The sequence below is a fragment of the Paraburkholderia sp. AV2 genome, from assembly GCF_054968425.1.
In genome coordinates, this window is sequence record NZ_JBANLK010000080.1 from 1 (window position 1) to 19,907 (window position 19,907).

Annotated in this window: 22 protein-coding genes; 8 read left to right on the forward strand and 14 right to left on the reverse strand. The window is 61.8% G+C overall.

The window, feature by feature from the left end; translation table 11 throughout:
• The 10 genes from V8683_RS30020 to V8683_RS30065 form a co-directional block, all read right to left on the reverse strand.
• A partial coding sequence (locus V8683_RS30020; protein WP_462880722.1) for a DUF4276 family protein occupies window positions 1-507 on the reverse strand: 507 nt, incomplete at its 3' end.
• Window positions 507-1,589, reverse strand: coding sequence for an AAA family ATPase (locus V8683_RS30025; protein ID WP_411193042.1), 1,083 nt, complete (start codon window positions 1,587-1,589; stop codon window positions 507-509). The genes V8683_RS30020 and V8683_RS30025, both read right to left, overlap by 1 nt.
• Before the next feature lie 182 nt (window positions 1,590-1,771).
• A complete protein-coding gene (locus V8683_RS30030; RefSeq protein ID WP_411193041.1) occupies window positions 1,772-2,098 on the reverse strand; it encodes a hypothetical protein in 327 nt (108 codons plus the stop codon).
• 343 nt (window positions 2,099-2,441) lie between these two features.
• Window positions 2,442-3,695, reverse strand: a complete 1,254-nt coding sequence (locus V8683_RS30035; protein ID WP_411193040.1) for a hypothetical protein — start codon at window positions 3,693-3,695, stop codon at window positions 2,442-2,444.
• 262 nt (window positions 3,696-3,957) lie between these two features.
• The gene (locus V8683_RS30040) at window positions 3,958-4,209 is read right to left on the reverse strand and encodes a hypothetical protein (protein WP_411193039.1); all 252 of its coding nucleotides are present in this window, start codon (window positions 4,207-4,209) and stop codon (window positions 3,958-3,960) included.
• Window positions 4,210-4,283: 74 nt separating this feature from the next.
• Window positions 4,284-4,952: an AAA family ATPase gene (locus V8683_RS30045; RefSeq protein WP_411193038.1), complete on the reverse strand. Its 669-nt coding sequence runs from the start codon at window positions 4,950-4,952 to the stop codon at window positions 4,284-4,286.
• 47 nt (window positions 4,953-4,999) lie between these two features.
• Window positions 5,000-5,212: an ogr/Delta-like zinc finger family protein gene (locus V8683_RS30050; protein ID WP_411193037.1), complete on the reverse strand. Its 213-nt coding sequence runs from the start codon at window positions 5,210-5,212 to the stop codon at window positions 5,000-5,002.
• On the reverse strand, window positions 5,209-5,472 hold the full coding sequence (locus V8683_RS30055) for an ogr/Delta-like zinc finger family protein (RefSeq protein WP_411193036.1): 264 nt from the start codon (window positions 5,470-5,472) through the stop codon (window positions 5,209-5,211). The genes V8683_RS30050 and V8683_RS30055 overlap by 4 nt, the downstream gene beginning before the upstream one ends.
• Complete coding sequence (locus tag V8683_RS30060) at window positions 5,469-7,340, reverse strand: replication endonuclease (protein WP_411193035.1); 1,872 nt, start codon at window positions 7,338-7,340, stop codon at window positions 5,469-5,471. The genes V8683_RS30055 and V8683_RS30060 overlap by 4 nt, the downstream gene beginning before the upstream one ends.
• Entirely contained in the window at window positions 7,340-7,624 is a 285-nt protein-coding gene (locus V8683_RS30065; protein ID WP_411193034.1) for a hypothetical protein, read from the reverse strand. Before V8683_RS30065 ends, V8683_RS30060 begins: the two co-directional genes overlap by 1 nt.
• Before the next feature lie 453 nt (window positions 7,625-8,077).
• On the opposite strand from V8683_RS30065, the gene V8683_RS30070 reads away from it, so the two are divergent.
• The 5 genes from V8683_RS30070 to V8683_RS30090 all read left to right on the forward strand — a co-directional run bounded on the left by V8683_RS30070 (window position 8,078) and on the right by V8683_RS30090 (window position 12,865).
• On the forward strand, window positions 8,078-8,407 hold the full coding sequence (locus tag V8683_RS30070) for a helix-turn-helix domain-containing protein (RefSeq protein WP_411193033.1): 330 nt from the start codon (window positions 8,078-8,080) through the stop codon (window positions 8,405-8,407).
• 95 nt (window positions 8,408-8,502) lie between these two features.
• Window positions 8,503-8,922 (forward strand): DUF302 domain-containing protein, encoded by a 420-nt coding sequence (locus V8683_RS30075; protein WP_411193032.1) that lies wholly within the window; start codon window positions 8,503-8,505, stop codon window positions 8,920-8,922.
• 130 nt (window positions 8,923-9,052) lie between these two features.
• Entirely contained in the window at window positions 9,053-9,664 is a 612-nt protein-coding gene (locus tag V8683_RS30080) for a glutathione S-transferase family protein (protein ID WP_411193031.1), read from the forward strand.
• A 40-nt stretch (window positions 9,665-9,704) separates the two neighbouring features.
• Window positions 9,705-11,819, forward strand: coding sequence for a 2Fe-2S iron-sulfur cluster-binding protein (locus tag V8683_RS30085; RefSeq protein WP_411193030.1), 2,115 nt, complete (start codon window positions 9,705-9,707; stop codon window positions 11,817-11,819).
• A gap of 143 nt (window positions 11,820-11,962) precedes the next feature.
• Window positions 11,963-12,865, forward strand: a complete 903-nt coding sequence (locus tag V8683_RS30090) for a LysR family transcriptional regulator (RefSeq protein ID WP_411193029.1) — start codon at window positions 11,963-11,965, stop codon at window positions 12,863-12,865.
• A 13-nt stretch (window positions 12,866-12,878) separates the two neighbouring features.
• Here V8683_RS30090 and V8683_RS30095 read toward each other — a convergent pair whose 3' ends face one another.
• Window positions 12,879-13,082, reverse strand: coding sequence for a DUF2970 domain-containing protein (locus tag V8683_RS30095; protein ID WP_411193028.1), 204 nt, complete (start codon window positions 13,080-13,082; stop codon window positions 12,879-12,881).
• Between the two features lie 357 nt (window positions 13,083-13,439).
• Here V8683_RS30095 and V8683_RS30100 point away from each other — a divergent pair, with 357 nt between their 5' ends.
• From V8683_RS30100 to V8683_RS30110, 3 genes are all read left to right on the forward strand, one after another.
• Window positions 13,440-14,861, forward strand: coding sequence for an aminotransferase-like domain-containing protein (locus tag V8683_RS30100; RefSeq protein WP_411193027.1), 1,422 nt, complete (start codon window positions 13,440-13,442; stop codon window positions 14,859-14,861).
• A 144-nt stretch (window positions 14,862-15,005) separates the two neighbouring features.
• Entirely contained in the window at window positions 15,006-16,796 is a 1,791-nt protein-coding gene (locus tag V8683_RS30105; RefSeq protein ID WP_411193026.1) for a nitrite/sulfite reductase, read from the forward strand.
• The gene (locus tag V8683_RS30110) at window positions 16,793-17,218 is read left to right on the forward strand and encodes a DUF934 domain-containing protein (RefSeq protein WP_411193025.1); all 426 of its coding nucleotides are present in this window, start codon (window positions 16,793-16,795) and stop codon (window positions 17,216-17,218) included. Before V8683_RS30105 ends, V8683_RS30110 begins: the two co-directional genes overlap by 4 nt.
• Window positions 17,219-17,226: 8 nt before the next feature.
• On the opposite strand, the gene V8683_RS30115 is transcribed toward V8683_RS30110, so the two are convergent.
• The 3 genes from V8683_RS30115 to V8683_RS30125 form a co-directional block, all read right to left on the reverse strand.
• Window positions 17,227-18,108, reverse strand: a complete 882-nt coding sequence (locus V8683_RS30115; protein ID WP_411193024.1) for a LysR family transcriptional regulator — start codon at window positions 18,106-18,108, stop codon at window positions 17,227-17,229.
• Between the two features lie 15 nt (window positions 18,109-18,123).
• Complete coding sequence (locus tag V8683_RS30120; RefSeq protein WP_411193023.1) at window positions 18,124-18,972, reverse strand: bifunctional allantoicase/(S)-ureidoglycine aminohydrolase; 849 nt, start codon at window positions 18,970-18,972, stop codon at window positions 18,124-18,126.
• A 173-nt stretch (window positions 18,973-19,145) separates the two neighbouring features.
• A complete protein-coding gene (locus V8683_RS30125; protein WP_411193022.1) occupies window positions 19,146-19,613 on the reverse strand; it encodes a nucleoside deaminase in 468 nt (155 codons plus the stop codon).
• Window positions 19,614-19,907 lie beyond the last annotated feature (294 nt).

Consider the following 19,907-nt stretch of genomic DNA (forward strand, 5'->3'; position numbering starts at 1 on the left):
CGCCTTCTCCTGCCTCCTCCCTACGCCGCATACACCACTTCCGACGATAACTCGCCAGCCCACAATATGGGCTGGATCGACATCGCAGTACGCAAATGCGTCAAGATCGCTAAACAGAAGGGCTTCGAATTCGTGCAATTGCAAATAAGGTAAAAAATTCTGCTTCGCAACTGAATTCTTTAGCGTATTTTCTAATAGTGCAACTTGATTTACCGCATTCCCTGCATTATTCCACGCATTTACCCCCGGATAATTTGCCGGCAGTCCATAGACGTCAAACATTGTAGTAACAACGGCTGTCTGGTCCTCCAAGCACCAACGACTAACTTGATCACAGATCTTTACGTAGCTGACCGCACCACCTTTGTGGTATTTGCTAGTCCGGACTACCCGCGCTGTCGCCCATACGCTAAAGCCTGCCAGATGAGGGACTAAAAGATCCCGCACAAACGATTCCTCAGTTTGCCCTTCAACGAGGATGTTAACGCGTGTGTTGTTACCCGCCATCAGCGAGGCCTCCCACCGAAGACGTTTTGCTTCCACAATTCACCGAGTGAATATTCCTCAAGCCAAGTAGCCAGCGTCGACACGTTTGGTCGCGTGAAGGTAGATTGCCCATCTACTCGGTCAACAACAATTACATCCTCGGGGTCAAACTGATTCAGCAACTCGACTGATTGTGTAGAGACGATTAGTTGGTGATCTCTATCAACACATTGACGCATTAATGCCGCGAGTAGTTCAATTGCATACGGGTGTAGACCAAGCTCAGGCTCGTCGACCAAGATGGTGGCCGGCATCAACTCGTCTGGCTGCAAGAGCACCGTAGCAAGACAGATGAAGCGCAGTGTGCCGTCGGACAAATGATGCGCGAGAAATGGGAAATCACTTCCCTTCTCCTGCCACTCTAGTTGGATAGAGGTCTGGTCGAGAGGGTTCGGGCGAAGCATGAACCGCGAAAAGAATGGCGCAACAAGTCGAACTGTATCAACTATTCGCTGATAGTGTGCTGGAAACGTTTCGCTAAGCCTATATAAATAGGCAGCCAAATTTGCACCGTCCGGGCGCAATCGGGCATTGTCGTTGATCGCCCACGACTGTTTCATCGGAGCTGAATCGCTGGTATCGTGAAAATGATAGACGATCCAGCTCGTAATCGCCGGCACGATGTATTCTGCCATCGTGCCATATCGGCCGCTTGTCGAGGCTGTTTCTGTATGCCCGGCCCCAAGCGTATAAAATTTATTTGTGTAGTTCCAATAAAACTCTTCTTTTGAGAACACGAAGCGGTTATCTTGCGTCGGCTGTAGTTCCAGCCTATATCCGTTGTTCGCAAAACGCAGGTCAGCGGCGAGCGCATGCGTACGCTTCCGACCGTAATGCAAGAGGCTGTCAGGGCCGCCGGCCTTTGCAACGTACAAGTTCAGTTCTCCGGCCATCAATCGAGCAAGCAGCCGGAAGAAGCCGATAAAGTTGCTCTTACCGGCACCGTTCGCACCGATTAGCACATTCAGCTTGCCGAGCGACAAACCGTCCAACTTCCGGATCGATTTGTACCCCTCGATGCTGAGTCTATCGATTGCTGTCATAGTCAGTCTGTTAAATTTTGCTCTCGGCCCGCAGTGGGCACCGGAAGCGTTGCGATCCCATTTGAGTATTGTCACATATAAATGCACTGTTCAGACCACCCATCCAAGTGGACTGTCTGCACTTGTATGCCTGATGGCATGCCGTCAAGCATCGGAATATGTGACGCGAGGTTGATCGCGGATCACTCGCCATTACGCATGCGCCTGCGCACACGGCCTGGTGTCTCGCCCGGATAAAGCAGCCCCTTTTGGCGTGTCGTTGGGGGGGCGGTCAGGCACGGTTCAGCGTCCATTTCCTTCTCGAACAGTTCCCAAACGCCGGCCAGCGCATATGACGAGCCTACTTTCGGCCCGATCATGCGGCGGATCTGGTCTGCTCGCATGATTGTCGCTCGCAGACGATGAATCTCCCACAGCAGCCGCAACACCTGTGGGGTCGGCTGGCTGTCGTAAATCTCCGCAAGTTCGGCTGCCGTGAGCGGCGGCCGGTGTCGGTGCCCGTTCCCCATCTCCTCAGTCCAAACACTGTATATATATACAGTATAGCCAGTGGTGCTCCATGTGCCGGCCTTTTTCGGTCGACATTTGGTTCAGCCGCCGATTCGCGGGCATAGGATGCAACTAGATCGAAATCGAAGCTAATTGCCCGAGCTCCGCTCCCGACTGGCTTTCATTGTTGCGAAAATTAACCTATTTTTTGCATCAGGACGCGTTAACTGCCAACCTGCGCGTGCGCCACGAAACCTCCGCTGCTGCCGGGCTCCCGCCAGATGGCGCAAGCATCAAAATTGGCCATCTTTGAAGCGCTCAGGCGGGGCGGGGGACCGCGCTTCTTTCGTCGCGTGCTGTGCGTCAGCCTTGTAGGTCACCACCGTAAATTGCTTTCACTTTCTCCTTTGGAAAGATCCACACCTTATGGCTCTTTGTGTCGTACAGAAAGCAAAAATTCGGCGTCGTCTGCAATAACCTAAGCTGATCGGCTCGAATCAGTAATTTGACGCTGTCGTCGAGCTCTACCCGATCGGCATCACCTTTAAAAAAACTTCCGTTCCTGACAGCAATTGCGTTCATTTGAGCTTTAGCATAAATGCTTGCAGAAAAATAAATGACATATAGAGCAACAAAGAGCATGATGAATGGGCGCTTGAAATAAGCATCACACCACCCCGGCACGTACAATAGCGCCAGATTCCACGTAAAAATCGGCAGCACGTCGAATGGAAAGTGGCGACTAGTAAGCCATTCAATGATCAACAAAATTGTAGTGAGTGCAAAGGAAAACCACAAAAAATAGCGATCAGTCTTTAACCTTACTTGTTGCGTCATTTTATTTGACTGCGTGTAGCGCATTGCTCCAAAAAACATCGCTACCACATTAATTCCCATGGATAATGCAGCTGGAGATATTGTGCCTATACTGGAAGATAAATAATCAGAAATGGATAGATATCGAGTTATATCTATTCCCAGTCCTTTAAAGAAAATTACCTGATAGAAGAAACCTCCTGTCACCAAACTGACTGAAATCAAGGTGATTGTTTGTGCAATATCCGAGCCTGTTACATCAACTTTTGGAGCCTTCCTTACTTCGATCGCCTTTCTGGCGCTTCTAGCAATTGTTCGGGCATACCACCACAACTTAAGGATTGACCATATGTTAATAGATTTATTTTTCCCCGCCCGATTCACTGAAAAATCTGGCTGAGACGCCAAGCTGATAAGATGATCGGCCTCAAGGAGTGCGACATTTCTGGAATTCAATAATCTTTTAATAACCTTGTTTTCTGAAAGTTGCGCAACAAGCGGCTCAACTTCACTCGATTGCTCATCAGTCGGTGAGACGCCGCAAATTACCTGCGTGGCGCACCGAATTACTTCGTCAGTTTTCGGATCATCCGAGAAATCTAAATCAGGAAATCTCTCAAATCGAATTGTGCGACCGATCGCATTAAAGCTTGTTTGCGAAACAAGATTCAATAATGTAATTTTCGCGGAAATTGAAATTCCTCGCCAAAATGTTTTTTTAAATAAAATCATGCCTATTATTACCCTCGACCGTTGCGCGATAATATTGTGGAAGATGTTTTTTGATAAATTGCGGCGCATTTTCTCCTGACTGCCTGACCAAAGCCCCCGGTTTCCGCGGGCTCCCTCGTCTGCGATATATTCTCACGACCAAGCTGTCGTTAGGTGAACCGCCAACGTCGTTCGTGCAGGTTGGCCCTTCCACGAGATGAGGCCGGTCTGCTGAAACTGTTCAATCTTAAGTCGGGCTGGTTTCTGGACTACCGCTCGCCGATCGTTCGAGAGGTTCATGCGATGTGCGCGGCGCATATCGCGCATCGCTGACGACGGGCCGTCGCTACGATCAACCGCCCTCCTCCTGTTCAATGAGCCGCACCATCGCAAGACTGATCGCCGCCGCGCGTGTGAGCCCCAGACGGTCTGCGAGAGCGTCGAACCGCTTGAGTAGCTGCGAATCGATACCAGGACTAATCACCTGCTTTCGGCGCCGTTCTGCCGGCTGCGGCCGATCGTGGCCCGCGTCCGGTGCCCGCGCGATGAAATCGTCAATGCCCGCCGTGCGTTCTGCGCCTGACGGCCGTTTCGTAATCGCCATATTCCTGCCCCTTCAATATTGATTCGATATCGTTTTGATATCGAATCGATGCCTGTTCGATCGCTAGTCGATATCTAGATGCCGAACACGGCGGCCGTGAGCCGGTCGATTTCCGCGCAGGCTACCGTATCCCGTCGAGGCATTTCTTCGACGTGCAGGCCGGCACCGCTCGCGTTCGCGAAGGCCTTGCGGCGGCCGAGACGGAACGGAAGCAGCTCAACCTGTGAAAACTCCGCGATCGCGGCGGCCGCGTCGCGATTGTCGGACCCGTTGGCGTCGGCTGCATTCAAGAATGCGAAGGCCCGCAGGTCGTGAACGGCGCGTGCCTCGTCGACGAGCTGCACCATGTCCTGCATGGCCCACACGTCGAACGTACGGGGCAGGCACGGAATCACGACGGCATCGCAGACCGTAAGCGCGGCGCGTAGCGCGCTCGAATCTCGCCCGCCGGCATCGATCACCACGAAATCATAGGCGTCACGCTGTTGGAGCACCTGGGCACGCAGCGTGGCGCCGTTGGCATAAGCCGACGCGGCAATCGGCGGCCGTCCGCTTTCTGCACGCATGGTAATCGCGGTGACGCTGGTTTCCTGCCGATCACCATCAACGAGCCACACGCGCGCACCTTCGCGTGCCAGCCCGATTGCGAACTGCAGCGAGCTCGTCGACTTACCCGTGCCGCCCTTCGAATTTGCCACCACAACGGTTTTCATAATGCTCCCCCGAGCAGGATTGAAACGCATGGCCGATATCACGTCGATATCGATCTAATTGCTTTGAAGCCGGGCCGCTACTCGCCGAATTGAAGTGCGACTGTTTCACGCCGCTCGCGGCGTGGGATAGGCGTTTCCGGCGGAAACATTTCGATTCGTGTGCGGTACGTGTGGCCGCACGTCACGTCATCGCACTGGAAGTCGAGCAGCCACGACACGGGCGACTCCTTTTCGATCGACCTGGCGATGCCGCGCGCGCCGCAGTGCGGGCATTTGATGGTGAACCTCATGCCGCCCTCGCGAGCGCCGCCGTCGTGCGCGCGTTGAAGCCGCCGCGAAGCATCGGCGAGGGCCGCACTTCGAGGGCGACGTCGGCGCGCGGCTTTGCGGACGCGGACAGCGAGAACAGGATTTCGAAGCCCGCCGGCGTGCGATAGCCGCAGTCCTCGCAAACGAAGTACATGCGCCGCATGGTGTCGGACAGGCCTTCCGTGTGCCGCGCGTCGATATCGCCGCCGCAGCAAGGACAATCAATTTTCATGGTCGTCATTCCGGTCTCCGGTCAGTACGAATTGCGCCGCCCCCGGCGAAACTCAGGACCGCGCCGTCGAAATCTGCATTGAGCGGCGCGGCCGTGTGGTGATCAAATTCCGGCTCTGTGGCCGGTCGCGTACAGTTATTCACACAGGTCCGAGGCGCACGCTGCGCGCGCTCCAAACCCAAACCACTCGCCCGCGAGCCGGCGCGCACAACTTCCCACTGGTAGCGCTTCGAGTCGACCGTGACGGTCCGCGGCAACACGTCGATCCAGTTGCCGATCGCATCGCGCACCTTCGCGACTTCGAAGTACTCGACGCCGACCGGCTTCGCGGCGGATTCCTCGCCGTAGGCCGTGCGCGAGCCATCGCGGAACGTCGCGAGCCGTACGCGGTAGTTGCGGCCGCAATGCACGCCGCCCTGGGCGTTGACGTAGTGATCCCAGGCGACGGACGCGTTATCCCGCCCTTCGAGACTTGCGACGCGGTTCACGGCGTTGTGCGCGGCACGAACGTGCGCCGGCGCATCGGCGGGTACCGATTCGACGCGCCGCAGCTCGCGCCATACAGTGACTGGTGCCCCGCCGATTTGCTGGAACTGGCGAATGCGCCAGCGCGAGGCCCACGCTTCCACGCGCGCCGACGTTTCGAGTGCGTCGTTTCCGATCAGATCTTTGTCGAGCTTGTAGCCGTCGATATTCTTCGCGACGTACTTCGCGATATAGGCGGCGGCCGTGCCAAGCTCGGCGTCCATGCGCTTGAAGTCGCAGCGCTTCTCCTGCGCGCCCGCCTCGTCGCCGTCCATTTCGAGCGCGTAGCGGCGCACGATCGACTCGACGGTCGAATCGTGCTGCGGCGAATAGAACACGAGCAGATGCCAGTGCGGCGTGCCGTCGTGCTGCGGCTCGGCAATACGGAACCCGTAGAGTGCAATGTCACGGCGCGCGAGCGCGGCGCGGATACGCGCCCACACGCCACGCAGATACGCCTGTGCCTCGTCGGGCTTCGTGCCGTCGTGGCGCGGGTTGCGAATCGCCCGTGTGCCGACCATCTTGAAGGCGTGCATTTTCGACGGGCATGTGATCGTCAGGAACAGGCCCGCGTGCGCCGAGGCGATCGCGATGCGCTCGAAACCGGCGATGCGTGTCATGAGCTCAGCGCGACGGATTGCCTTGTTGGCCGGCCCCTTTGCGGAGAGCTCGGCCAGCGTGAATTCCTGATCGGTATCGAGGTTGTGCGCAATCGTGCTTTCGAGCATCTGCGCGTTGCGGGCGTTCTGTGCTTCGCGCGCGGCAAGCCCTTCGTTAGACACGTACGCGTCGCGTGAGCGGTTCACCAGGCCGAAATCGATCGCGGCCGCTTCGACTGCGCGAGCGTGTGCGCGCCGCATCCGCATCGTCCACCATCGCGGCGCGATCATGCGGCGCACGGCGCCCTCGTCCGTTATGCGGCCCGTGGCCGGCAGCACGCCGCGCGAGTCGCAGAAGTCGGCGAGGAGCGCACGCGCCTCCAGCACTTCCACGTCGGCGAGCTCAAGCGCCGAGACGCCGGCGGCCCGCGTGGCACAGCGCCCCGCTTCCTGCCACGCCTCAAGCGTGAGCAGACGCACGCGCGCCTGTTCGGCACATGCCTGCGCATGTGCGATTACGTCGTGGTCCTGGGAGTCGAGCGGCAGCTCGTCGCTTACCGCATGGCCGATCAAGCTCGCAACGGTATCGCGCAATGCGACGTTGGCGGCCCGCTGCGCGTCGTTCTCCGCCGTAACTTTCTTCGGGTTGAACGATGCGCGGCGGCGATCCCATTCGTGCATCATGTTGGCCTGCCAGCGACGCGGGAACGGGGCAACGAGCCCGGCGGCCCAGACGTCGTTTGTGCCATGCATTACGCGTAGCCCCGCACGACTCGGCTGATTGCTGCCCAATAGGCGTCAGGTGTCACCCTCAGACCGCGCGACGCCGTGCTCTGCCCTGCTTCGTCCGCCGCTTTCGTGGTGGTGAGTATGGATTTGATGCGGGCGAGCTCCGCGTCGCCTCGTGCAGTCGCGCGAATGTGCGCGACGCTCGGTGCGGCGTGCTGCTTGAAAGACAGGTGCATATCGCCCGCGTAGCCAATATCGCCATCTTCGACACGAGACCAGACTTCACCGAAAGCGGTTGACGCACGCATAGCCGTCACGCCCCGAGCCAGTAGAAAAATCGGTCGAGCGCGCGAGCGAGGCGAGATGGGCGGCGGTAGAACGGGCCTTCGATGGTGAATCCGCCTAGCGATGCCGGGTGGACCGGCGTGACGGACTTCAAAGAGGAACTGCGGCAAGCCCGACTCGAAAATCGTTGCGACCCCGTGAGAGCTGTAACGGATTGTTGCTGCGAAATCTGCATTTTGCGTTCCCCTGCTCAACCCCAAGAGCGATGTTTTCGAAAAACATCGCCCCGGCGGCCGGGTAGCAAATCCAGCACTGGCGGGGTTGAGGGCCAGTTGCCGGGGCGACGACCGGATCATAGTTGATGTTACTCGCACTAGTCAAACTTACTCGTACGTACGAGATTTTCGGACGTTGCAGCCGGTCGAGCGTTCGACTAACCTTGACGGCGGGTTGACTTGATTTGTAAGGGGTTTTTAATGAGAACCACGATTGAATGGCTCGACGCAGCCAAAGTGCGTCTTGATCTCCCCTCCGACTACGCGGCAGCGAAAGCGCTCGGCGTAACTCGCTCTACGATCAGCGGGTACCGGACGGGGCGTTCTGTTTTTGACGAAAAGACCTGCATTCGGGTCGCCGAAATTCTTGGGATCGATCCGCTCGAAGTGATCGCTTCTGCGCGCGTTGAAAGCGCGAAAGATGCCGAAACGCGTGGCGTTTGGATGCACGCCCTGGAAATTTTTTCCAAGGGTTTTCGGTTGCTGGCGCTACCCGCTAACGCTTGTGGGACTTGGCTCCCACAGGTGTAACGCCAGCTAAAGTTAGCTTTCGGGACGATTACTTATTATGTTATGTAAAATAAAGTGAATCCATCTACATCGCCGCGACCTGGAGATTGCAGACCATGACCGCTCAAGCCCCGCAAATTCCCTATCCCGCTCGCACGCAATCCTTGCCGAGCCAGCACGATTTTCCGACCACCGTGTCACGCTTGATCGAAACGCTGAAGTCGCGCGGATTAACCCTGTTCGCGGATATCGATCAACGTGCGGCAGCCGAGAGCGCCGGAACTACGTTGAGACCAACACGGCTTTTTCTTTTCGGCAATCCCAAGGGCGGCACGCCGGTCATGGAGGCCAATCCCCACGCCGCGGTGGAATTGCCGTTGCGTGCCGTGATCTGGGAAGACGAGCGCGGCACGACGCATATCGATTACGCGGACATCGGCGAGATCCTGTTGCGGGACTACGAGCTGCCGCAGAGCGTGGTTGCGCCGCTATCCGGCGTGCGCATGCTTTTGCAGGGGGTGGCCGGCGGGCAATGACCCCTGCACCATTCGCGTTTCAGCAATAGTGAAATCGCGCGGCGCCGTATTCAGTTCCCGGCGGGACCTCTCTAGACTGCAGTGCATCGTGGTTGATGCCACGTTTTCCACCCAGTCCAGGAACTGCCTAATGAAACTGTATTACACGCCGCTATCGGGCCATGCACATCGCGCGCAACTGTTTCTCTCGCTGCTTGGCGTCGAGCACGAGCTGGTTTCGCTCGACCTTCGGGCCGGAGAGCACAAGACGCCGGCGTTCCTTCAGATCAATAGCTTCGGTCAGGTGCCGGTGCTCGTCGATGGCGAGACGGTGATCCCCGATTCGAACGCGATCCTGGTTTATCTCGCGAAGAAGTATCAGCGGACCGACTGGCTGCCGGAAACGCCCGCCGGCGCCGCGGCGGTGCAACGCTGGCTGTCCGTGGCGGCGGGTCAGGTTGCGTATGGCCTCTGCGCCGCGCGTCTCGTCACGCTCGTCGGCGCTCCGTTCAATGCCGACGAGGCGATCGCCCGCGCGCACGCCATTCTGAAGCTGATCGACGCCGAACTCGACGGCCGCGAATGGATCGCGGCGCCCCATCCCACCCTCGCAGACGTGGCGTTGTACAGCTATATCGCGAATGCGCCGGAAGGCAACGTCGATCTTGGCGACTACTCGCGCGTCGCGGCATGGCTCGCTCGCGTGGAGTCCCTGCCCCGCTTCGTGCCGTTCGTCCAGACTCCGATCGGCTTGCGAGCCTGACCGCGGAGCCTGCCTCGCACCGCTTCGAGGACGCTCGATCATGAACACCGCCGCCTCACCGTCCCCCGTTGCCTCTGGCACAACCGCCTCGTCGCTGTGGCATGCCGGCGAGCTGGCGATGCAACAGGCGGCGGGCGTGGCGGAGCGGATGGAGGCGGTCGGCCGCCGCAATGTGCGCGATCATCTGATCGACCAGCATCGGCGGTTCTATCCGCAGTTGCCGTTCGCGGTGCTAGGCGCCGTGGACGCGAACGGCGACGTATGGGCGACGGTGCGCGCGAACCGGCCGGGCTTCCTGGGCGCCCCCGACGCGTACCGCCTGCACGTCGAACTGAGCCGCGATCCCGCCGATCCCGCCGATGCCGGGATGAACGATGGCGATTCGATGGCCCTGCTCGGCATCGAATTGCCGACACGGCGCCGCAACCGCCTCAACGGCACCGTGCAGCGCGCGACGGACGGCGGCGCGATGGGGTTCGATCTGCGGGTCGAGCAAAGTTACGGCAACTGCCCGCAGTACATCACCCGGCGCGACTTCAGCTTCGTACGCGATCCTTCGGCACCCGGCGCCATCGCGCCGGTTGTCGGCAGCGAACTCGATGAACGCGCACGTCATCTCATCTCCCGCGCCGATTCGTTTTTTGTCGCCTCGTATGTCGATCGCGAGGATGGCCGCCGCCAGGTCGACGTATCGCATCGCGGCGGCAAGCCGGGATTCGTGCGAGTGGACGAGCACGGCGTCTTCACGATACCCGACTTCGCCGGCAATCTTTTCTTCAATACGCTCGGCAATTTCGTCGTGAATCCGCGCGCCGGTCTGGTGTTTGTCGACTACGCAACGGGAGACCTGCTGCAGCTCACCGGCCACGCCGAGGTCGTGCTCGACAGCCCGGAAATCGCGGCTTTTCAGGGCGCGGAGCGGTTGTGGCGCTTTACGCCTCGACGCGTCGTCTACCGTGCCGAGGCGTTGCCGTTGCGCTGGACCGTGCAGGACGATGGCGCCTCGCCGAACGCACTGTTGACCGGCAACTGGACCAAAGCCGCGGAGCGTATGAAGGCGAATGCGCTCGCGAACGCCTGGCGGCCGTTCAAGGTGGCACGCATTGCCGACGAAAGCAGCTCGATTCGTTCGTTCTACCTGGAACCTGCCGACGATGCGGGCCTCGTGCGTCATCAGGCGGGACAGCATTTGCCCATACGTGTGATCTTGCCGGGCGAGGCGAAGCCGACGCTGCGGACGTACACGCTTTCGGTGGCGCCATCGGACGGCGTGTACCGGATCAGTGTGAAGCGCGAGGGACGGGTATCGCGCCATCTTCACGACACGCTGAAGCCAGGTATCCGGATCGAAGCACGCGCGCCCGCAGGCAACTTCACGATCGATGCGCACGCGACCCGGCCTGCGGTGCTGCTCGCCGCCGGGGTGGGCGTCACGCCCATGCTCGCGATGCTGCGGCACCTCGTCTACGAGGGGCTGCGCACGCGCGGCATCCGGCCGACGTGGTTCCTCTACGCGGCAAGGACGAAAGCGGAGCGCGCATTCGACGACGAGTTGCGCGCGCTGGTCCACGAAGCGGGCGGCGCCGTGAAGCTCGTCAACGTGCTCAGCGACCCGGCCGGCGCGACGTCGGCCATCGATTATCAGGCGATCGGACACATCGATATGCCGATGCTGAGCGAGGTGCTCCCGTTCAACGATTACGACTTCTACCTGTGCGGGCCGGCTGGATTCATGCAGTCGCTCTACGATGGCCTGCGCGGACTGAACGTCGCCGATTCGAGAATCCACGCCGAGGCCTTCGGTCCCGCCGCGCTCAAGCGCACGCCCGAGGCGTCGGCACCGGCCGCGCCGCAGCGGCAGCCCGCGGCGCAGGCGGTTCCGGTTCGCTTTGCCCGCGCGGCGAAGGATGCGCGCTGGACACCGGAGGCGGGCGGCACGCTGCTCGATCTTGCCGAGGCGAGCGGTCTTGCCCCGGAATTCAGTTGCCGCGGCGGCAACTGCGGGACGTGCCGCACACGCATCCTCGAAGGCGCGGTCGCCTATCCGGATCAGCAGCCGTCGGCATCCGCAGGCGAGCACGAGGCCTTGATTTGCTGCGCGGTGCCGGCGGCGAATCCGGACGGCGGCCCCTCCTCGCTTGTCCTCGATCTGTGACGCCCCGCGGCCGCCCGCGCACCCGCGTAATCGCGGCGGTTCCCGCCTTGAGCGCCCCTCCCCGATCAGGTTCGACGTCACCCGACTGTATACTGCGGCCATCCGATACTGAGCGTCTGCCGGGAGGCAGGCCACCCTTCCCTATGGACCGTCTGCAGGCCATGACCGCGTTTCTTTCCGTGGTCGACACCGGGGGTTTTGCCTCGGCGGCGCGCAAGCTTCAGGTGTCGCCGTCCGTCGTTACGCGCATGGTGAGCGAACTCGAGGACGATCTCGGCGTGCGCTTGCTCACGCGCACCACGCGCATCGTCCGCGTCACCGACGCCGGGGCCGGCTACGCGGACAGTTGCCGCCGCATCCTCGGCGATCTGGAAGAGGCCAATCTTGCCGTCGCCGGTGCACAGCAGCTGCCGCGCGGACTGTTGACCCTGACTGCTTCGGTGCTGTTCGGCAGGATCTACGTGACGCCCATCGTCCTGGACTATCTGCGTAGGTACGACGAGGTCGACGTGCGCTCGTGGTTTCTCGACCGCGTCGTCAATATGCTCGACGAGGGTATCGACGTCGCTGTGCGGATCGGGCAACTCGCCGATTCGTCGATGCAGGCAATACGCGTGGGCAGCGTGCGGCGCGTGGTTTGCGCATCGCCCGAATATCTGACCCGGCACGGTGCGCCGCAGACACCAGGCGAACTCGGCGAACATGTGCTGATCTCGGCGGGGGGAGCCTCGTCGCTGTCCGAATGGCGCTTCGGGTCCGGCTCGCAACGCGTTGGCTCGCAGTTGCGCGCGCGGCTCTCGACTACGACCAACGATTCGGCGATAGCCTCTGCCGTCGACGGGTTCGGCCTGACGCAAGTGCTGTCATACCAGATCGCGCAACAGCTCGACTCGGGGCAGCTGCGGATCATACTGGCCGATCACGAGCCGCCACCGTTGCCAATTCACCTGCTGCACCGCGAAGGCCGCCACCCCACGCGCAAGGTCCGCGCATTTCTCGATCTGGCGACCGAGCGCCTGCGCGCCAATGCTTCATTGAACCGCTAGCCGGCGTGCGGGCTCAAAAGCCTTGAACCGTGCCTGTCGAATGCGCGACGAGCAGCACGACACCAAGAATGCCGCCGGCAATGACTGCCGCGAGCCCAACGGCCACGACCGGCAGCAGGCTGAACTTCACGTTCGCGAAGTCGGCTTCGTGCGACGCACGCTTGCGCACGCCGAAGAAGCTCCACAAGACAATACGCACGAGACGAAAGAATTCCATCGTTTTCTCCATTTCGCCCGACCCCAGGGCACTCTGCCCGGCCATCGAGGCGAAAATGCCCCGGCACATGTGCACCGGGGCGAAGCGCTTGCCGCGCTACAGGCATGGAGCCGCAAGCTCTGCGGGTTTAGGGTGATGATCCGGGCACTCGCGCAGTAATCCCGGCGCATCCCGGGAGAACAGACCCGGACTTCGATGCGCACTGGACGCCATGTTGCGCGCCGCGGCCGCCACCGTATAGCAGCAGACGGCGAGAAAATCGCCGCAGCAGATTGCTTCCCAAGCCCGGCAAGACGTACGAAAATTGAGCCGGAACGCGCGGTATGGAATCGACCACCCTGCATCGAAAGAGAACGAATGACCCGCTACGAACGCCTCGCCAAAAGCATGGCTGCCGAGATTCGCTCGGGCAATCTCGCGCCCGGCTCGCGCATGCCGTCGCTGCGCCAGCTCATTGCCCAGCACGGCGTCAGCCAGTCGACCGTGACGCGCGCTTACTATCTGCTGGAGCAATGGGGCCTCGTGCGCGCAGCGGAGCGGTCGGGCTATTTCGTCAACCCGCCGGCCACAGCCGGCAAAACGGCAACGCGCAGCACGACAGGCGAATCCGCCACCGTCGATATCAGCGAGCTCGTTTTCTCGGTGCTCGATGCCGCCAAGCGGCCGGGCATCGTGCCGCTTGGCTCGGCCTTCCCTTCCCCCCTGCTCTTTCCGCTGGCGCGTCTCGCGAAGTCATTGGGCCAGGCGGCGCGCAGCGTCAGTCCGTGGAGCACGGTCGTCGACCTGCCGCCCGGCAACGAAAACCTGCGGCGCCAGATCGTGCTGCGTTATCTGCGCGTCGGCATCTCGCAGCCGGCCGAAGACATCGTCGTCACCAATGGGGCGCTCGAAGCGCTGAATCTCTGCCTGATGGCGGTGACGCAGCCGGGCGACATCGTCGCGGTCGAGTCGCCGGGCTTCTATGGCGCGCTGCAGGCCATCGAGCGCCTGGGCTTGCGCGCGGTCGAGATTCCCGTGGATACCGTGACCGGACTCGATCTCGATGCGCTGGCCGAGGCACTCGCCAGGCATCCGGTCCGCGCCTGCTGGTTCATGACGAATTTCCAGAACCCGACCGGGGTCACGCTCAGCGCCGCGAAGAAACAGGCGCTCGTCGACCTGCTGGTGCAACACGACGTCCCGCTCATCGAAGACGACGTCTACGGCGAACTGCACGACTCGCCCAGCTATCCGCCGCCGGCCAAGGCGTTCGACTGTCACGGTCTCGTCATGCACTGCAGCTCGTTTTCGAAGACGCTCGCGCCCGGCTACCGTATCGGCTGGGCAAGCGCCGGGCGCTTCGCCGCGCGCGTGCAGCGCCTCAAGCTGATGACGACGCTTTCGGCTAGCATCCCCGTTCAGGCCGGCATCGCGGACTATCTGGAGCACGGCGGCTACGAGCGCCATCTGAAGAAGATCCGCCTTGCGATGCAGAGCCACCGCGAGGCCATGTCCCAGGCCATCCGGCGCTGGCTGCCCGCCGGCACGGAGCAGACGGCCCCGGAAGGCGGCTATTTCCTCTGGCTCACGTTTCCCGAGGCCATCGACGCCATGGCATTGCACCGCCTCGCTATCGAGCACGGTATCAGCGTCGCACCAGGCCCCATGTTCTCCGCTGCGCACGCGTTCGAAAACTGCATTCGCCTCAATTACGGCCACCCCTGGTCGCCGCGCATCGAAGAGGCCATCCGCACGCTGGGGACTCTGCTCGTCGATCCCCAGGTACGCGCCCCTAGCTGAAGCTAACCGGGCGCCACGGAGCACCGCTGCCCGCATCATCTGCTGCGCTCATTTTTGCTGCATCTGCTGCTTGAGGGCCGGATGCCGACGCGATACCGTCGTGACATCCCTCTTTTCCGGCCCCCCGGCACTCTCGCAGTCACCATGTATCGTTACACCGAATTCGACAAAGCCTTCGTGGCCAACCGCGCCGCGCAGTTCCGCGATCAGCTCGAACGCTGGCAGAGCGGCAAGCTGAGCGAGGACGCGTTTCGCCCGCTGCGCCTGCAAAACGGCTGGTATGTCCAGCGCCACGCGCCCATGCTTCGCGTGGCGGTGCCCTACGGCGAGTTGTCGAGCGAGCAGCTTCGCGTGCTCGCGCGCATCGCCCGCGAATACGACGAGCCCGAAGCCGAGGTCTATCGCCGCGCGCTCGAAGCACAGCGCAAGCTGGGCACCGTCCGCCTGCCCACGCAGCATGCGCATTTCACGACGCGCACCAATGTTCAGTTCAACTGGATTCCGCTCGCCAGGTCCGCCGACGTGATGGACCTGCTTGCGACGGTGAACATGCACGGCATCCAGACGAGCGGCAACTGCATCCGCAATATCTCATGCGACGAGCGCGCGGGCGTGGCGCCCGACGAGATCGTGGACCCGCGTCCGTTTGCCGAAATCATGCGGCAGTGGACCACGCTCCACCCGGAATTCGCCTATCTGCCGCGCAAGTTCAAGATCGCCATGACGGGAGCGGCCGAAGATCGCGCGGCGACCGACTGGCACGATGTGGGCCTGCGGCTGCTGCTCAACGAACAAGGCGAGCTTGGGTTTCGCGTGACCGCGGGCGGGGGCATGGGACGCACGCCGGTGATCGGCACGGTATTGCGCGAGTTCCTGCCGTGGCGGCACATCATGAACTACATCGAGGCCGTGGTGCGCGTGTATAACCAGTACGGCCGCCGCGACAACAAATACAAGGCTCGCATCAAGATTCTCGTGAAGGCCGAGGGCCAGCGCTTTCTCGACGACGTCGAGGAGGAGTTCCGGCAGATCGTCGACCACGACGGCGGCCCGCATACGATTACGCAGGCCGAGTTCGAACGCGTGAGCGCCTGTTTCGTCGAACCGCCGAAGCTGGTCGCCAATCGCGCGGCCAGCGCGACCGCCGCAGCCGAACTCGAAGCCGCCGCTGCCAGCACGCCGCAACTCCGGCGCTGGCTCGAACGCAACGTCTGCGCCCACAAGCAGCCTTCGCTGCGCATTGTCACGCTCTCGTTCAAGCGCCCGCTGCAGGCGCCAGGCGACGCCTCCGCCGATCAGCTCGAACGCGTGGCGGATCTCGTGGATCGCTTCTCCGCCGGCGAGGCGCGCGTCACGCATACCCAGAACGTCGTGCTGCCGTGGGTTCACGCCGACGACCTGCTCGCGCTCTGGCGTGCCGCCGGGGAAGCCGGCCTCGCGAGCGCGAACGTGCATCTGCTTACCGACATGATCTCCTGCCCCGGCGGCGACTTCTGCGCGCTGGCCAACGCGCGTTCGCTGCCGATCGCGCAAAGCGTCATGGAACGCTACCAGGATCTCGACGAACTGAACGATATCGGCGCGATCGATCTGCATATCAGCGGCTGCATCAATTCGTGCGGCCACCACCATAGCGGCCACATCGGCATACTGGGCGTCGACAAGGACGGGGCGGAGTGGTATCAGATCACGGTCGGCGGCTCCGACGGGTCGGCGGCCAGCGGCGATGCGAGATCCGGCAAGGTCATCGGGCCGTCTTTCGCGGCGCAGGAAGTGCCCGACGTCATCGACGCCCTGCTTGCCGCTTATCTCAGGCAGCGCGAGCCGCGCGGCGAACGCTGCGAAACGTTCATCGAAACGGTTCGCCGCATCGGCCTCGAACCGTTCAAGGCGGCCGCCGATACGGTTCGCGCCACGGCGGAGGGTGCCGTATGACGCGTCTTCGTCTCCTCGGCGCCCTCGAACAAGCTGCGGATGTTTCGTCATCCACACTGGTTCTTGCCAACGACGCCGATCCGCTTGCCTACGCCGATGCCATCGCGCATGCATCGCGCGTGGAGCTTCAGTTTCCTGCGTTCACCGATGGGCGCGCCTATAGTCAGGCCTATCTCATCAGGCGTCGTCTTGGTTTTGGCGGCGATTTGCGCGCGACCGGCGACGTGCTTGGCGATCAACTGCTCCAGATGGAACGCATGGGATTTTCGAGTGCCGTGCTAAGCGATGGGGTTTCCATGGATGACGCGCTGCGCCAGCTCGAACGGTTTCGCGCGTTCTACCAGGGGGATGTTTTGCGCGAGGCGCCATGGCGCGCGAAAGTGCCGAACGAGACTGAGGCTGAGAAAGTACGGTGCGACTGACGTGAGCCTTACCGCCGCGGCGTTCCAAACATCCGCGACAACGCGCGCGCCAACTCCGTGACGGCCGTATCGGCAGTCGGGCGATGAAGCAGCGCGATGTCCATGGTGTCGATGGAAGGCAGTCCGCTCTTCGGCGTCAACACGACGTGGTCGGCGGTGACCGCCCGCGCCGGGAGCAAACTGATGCCGAGCCCGTCGGCCACGGCGGCCTGGATGCCGCTCAGGCTGGTACTGATGAAGCTCATGCGCCAACGGCGGCCGAGCCCCTCGATCGCGTTCGTCATGTCGTCGCGATACAGCCCGCGTGGCGGGAAGGCGACCAGCGGAACCGGATCGCGCTGGATCGAGGGATATTTCGCGCTGTCGATCCAGCGTAGTTGCTCGGGCCAGCAGGCCACCGCCTCACGGCTGTTGTGCCGCTGCTTCAGCAGCACGAGATCCAGATTGCCGTGATCGTAGCTGTTGGCGAGGTCGCGGCACAATCCGCTCGTGACTTCGAGCTTCACCTGGGGATGCTTGCGATTGAACGTCGCAAGTAGTTGAGTGGTCGGTCCGCCGACAAAATCCTCCGGCACGCCGAGGCGAACCGTCAACCCCACCGCCTCGCCCGCGAGGGATTCGATCATTTCGTCATTGAGCGCCAGCATGCGCCGGGCGTAGGCCAGCAAGGTCTCGCCTGCATCGGTCGGGCGCGCGTCGCGGCTGCCGCGTTCGAGCAGCTTGTGCCCGGCCATCTCCTCCAGACGCTGCACTTTCTGGCTCACCGTCGACTGGGTCGAATGGAGCCGTGCCGCTGCCGCCGTGAACGTACCGCAGTCGGCCACCATCACGATGGCCCTCAGCAGATCCAGATCGAATAGCGGCGTGCGCGCTTTTCCGTTGCCTTTCATCCGGCCATTTTACTACTACCCCCTGCGCGTTTGCGGCGCGCCGAGCGTGAGCTTCATCTGGCGGTTGACGTCCTTGTAGAGCAGATAGCGGAAGCGCGAAGGGCCGCCCGCGTAGCAGGCCTGCGGGCAAAACGCACGCAGCCACATGAAGTCCCCCGCCTCCACCTCGACCCAGTCCTGGTTCAGCCGGTAGACGGCCTTGCCTTCGAGCACGTAGAGACCGTGCTCCATCACGTGCGTTTCCGCGAACGGGATCACGCCGCCCGGTTCGAACGTGACGATGTTGACGTGCATATCGTGACGCATGTCGTTGATGTCGACGAAGCGCGTCGTCACCCAGCGTCCCTCCGTACCAGGCATGGGGATCGGCTCGACGTCGCGTTCGTTCTTCACGAACGGATCGGGCAGCGGCAAACCGTCCACTGCTTCGTAGTGCTTGCGAACCCAGTGGAAGCGCGCGCAATCGTCGGAACGGTTATGCAACGCCCAGTTCGTGCGCGGCGGAATGAACGCATACCCACCCGGAACGAGCCGGTGTTCGACGCCATCGAGCGTGAGCGAGATCTCCCCTTCCACCACGAAGAGGACGCCTTCCGCGTGCTCGTCCAGCTCGGGACGCTCGCTGCCGCCGCCGGGCCCCACTTCCATGATGTACTGCGAGAACGTTTCGGCGAAGCCGGACAACGGACGCGCCAGTACCCAGAGGCGGGTATTGTTCCAGAACGGCAGATGGCTCGTGACGATGTCGCGCATCACGCCTTTCGGAATGACCGCGTACGCTTCGGTGAACATGGCGCGATCGGTCAGCAACTCGGTCTGGGCGGGGTGGCCGCCGTGCGGTGCGTAGTAAGGGGTCGACGACATTCGGCGGGCTCCGTGCGGATGGGTGTTGGACATCGACACCATATCGGACACGTGCGTTATCGACAAATTAAATATTGGAATGCGAGGTATTCGATTTCTGGATGGATGGTAGCTGGGTGGCGACGCGTGGCAATCCGTCTGCCGAATCGCGGGCGTTGCGATCCGGCCCGCTGCTACGCGCCCTGCCGGGCCTTCCAGGCCGCGTAGAGATCCGCGCGGGACGCCGGCCGGACCGGCTCGTAGCGAATCTTCATGGATTGCTCGGCGAACGGCTTTGCCAGTTCGGCGTAGACGGCCGCCGTCGATAGCCCGTAAGGCGCAGCGTCGTCGTTCGAATACGCATAGACGACCTCGCCGATGCCGGCCATCCGCATCGCGGCGATGCACATCGGGCATGGGTGGCCGCTTGCGTAGACCGTGCATCCCGCGAGGTTCGGCGAGCCGAGTTTCTGGCTGGCAGCGCGGATCGCGTTCAGTTCCGCATGCGAGGTTGGATCGTTGGTGCGCAGGATCTCGTTGACGCCGGTGGCGATAGTTTCGCCATCCTTGACGATCACTGCGCCGAAGGGCCGGCCGCCCTGCTCCACGTTGGCGTAGGCGAGTTCAATGGCTTCGGAAAGGAAGCGTTGCTGAGGGGGCATGGTTGTGGCTCCTTCGGTGATCGAGGCGATAGCGCGCAAGTCCTGTTCGTTCGCACGCCTCCCGATTCTACCGATCGCCGGATCGGCGCATCCGCGACAATGCCACGAACCCGGCTTCGCGCCGAAGCGCGAAGCCGGCCGCACGCACGGCCCATGTTTTCCTGCAATGCGTGCGCGCCGCTCATCGGCCGAGCATCGGCAGCTTCAGGCCCGCTTCGCGCGCGCTCTGCTGCGCCAGCTCGTAGCCGGCGTCCGCATGGCGCATCACCCCCGTCGCCGGGTCGTTGTGCAGCA

Coding starts and splice junctions, on each gene's coding strand:
- V8683_RS30025 (WP_411193042.1), bottom strand. CDS start 1,589: ATGACAGCAATCGATAGACTCAGCATCGAGGGGTACAAATCGATCCGG.
- V8683_RS30030 (WP_411193041.1), bottom strand. CDS start 2,098: ATGGGGAACGGGCACCGACACCGGCCGCCGCTCACGGCAGCCGAACTT.
- V8683_RS30035 (WP_411193040.1), bottom strand. CDS start 3,695: ATGCGCCGCAATTTATCAAAAAACATCTTCCACAATATTATCGCGCAA.
- V8683_RS30040 (WP_411193039.1), bottom strand. CDS start 4,209: ATGGCGATTACGAAACGGCCGTCAGGCGCAGAACGCACGGCGGGCATT.
- V8683_RS30045 (WP_411193038.1), bottom strand. CDS start 4,952: ATGCGTTTCAATCCTGCTCGGGGGAGCATTATGAAAACCGTTGTGGTG.
- V8683_RS30050 (WP_411193037.1), bottom strand. CDS start 5,212: ATGAGGTTCACCATCAAATGCCCGCACTGCGGCGCGCGCGGCATCGCC.
- V8683_RS30055 (WP_411193036.1), bottom strand. CDS start 5,472: ATGACGACCATGAAAATTGATTGTCCTTGCTGCGGCGGCGATATCGAC.
- V8683_RS30060 (WP_411193035.1), bottom strand. CDS start 7,340: ATGCATGGCACAAACGACGTCTGGGCCGCCGGGCTCGTTGCCCCGTTC.
- V8683_RS30065 (WP_411193034.1), bottom strand. CDS start 7,624: ATGCGTGCGTCAACCGCTTTCGGTGAAGTCTGGTCTCGTGTCGAAGAT.
- V8683_RS30070 (WP_411193033.1), top strand. CDS start 8,078: ATGAGAACCACGATTGAATGGCTCGACGCAGCCAAAGTGCGTCTTGAT.
- V8683_RS30075 (WP_411193032.1), top strand. CDS start 8,503: ATGACCGCTCAAGCCCCGCAAATTCCCTATCCCGCTCGCACGCAATCC.
- V8683_RS30080 (WP_411193031.1), top strand. CDS start 9,053: ATGAAACTGTATTACACGCCGCTATCGGGCCATGCACATCGCGCGCAA.
- V8683_RS30085 (WP_411193030.1), top strand. CDS start 9,705: ATGAACACCGCCGCCTCACCGTCCCCCGTTGCCTCTGGCACAACCGCC.
- V8683_RS30090 (WP_411193029.1), top strand. CDS start 11,963: ATGGACCGTCTGCAGGCCATGACCGCGTTTCTTTCCGTGGTCGACACC.
- V8683_RS30095 (WP_411193028.1), bottom strand. CDS start 13,082: ATGGAATTCTTTCGTCTCGTGCGTATTGTCTTGTGGAGCTTCTTCGGC.
- V8683_RS30100 (WP_411193027.1), top strand. CDS start 13,440: ATGACCCGCTACGAACGCCTCGCCAAAAGCATGGCTGCCGAGATTCGC.
- V8683_RS30105 (WP_411193026.1), top strand. CDS start 15,006: ATGTATCGTTACACCGAATTCGACAAAGCCTTCGTGGCCAACCGCGCC.
- V8683_RS30110 (WP_411193025.1), top strand. CDS start 16,793: ATGACGCGTCTTCGTCTCCTCGGCGCCCTCGAACAAGCTGCGGATGTT.
- V8683_RS30115 (WP_411193024.1), bottom strand. CDS start 18,108: ATGAAAGGCAACGGAAAAGCGCGCACGCCGCTATTCGATCTGGATCTG.
- V8683_RS30120 (WP_411193023.1), bottom strand. CDS start 18,972: ATGTCGTCGACCCCTTACTACGCACCGCACGGCGGCCACCCCGCCCAG.
- V8683_RS30125 (WP_411193022.1), bottom strand. CDS start 19,613: ATGCCCCCTCAGCAACGCTTCCTTTCCGAAGCCATTGAACTCGCCTAC.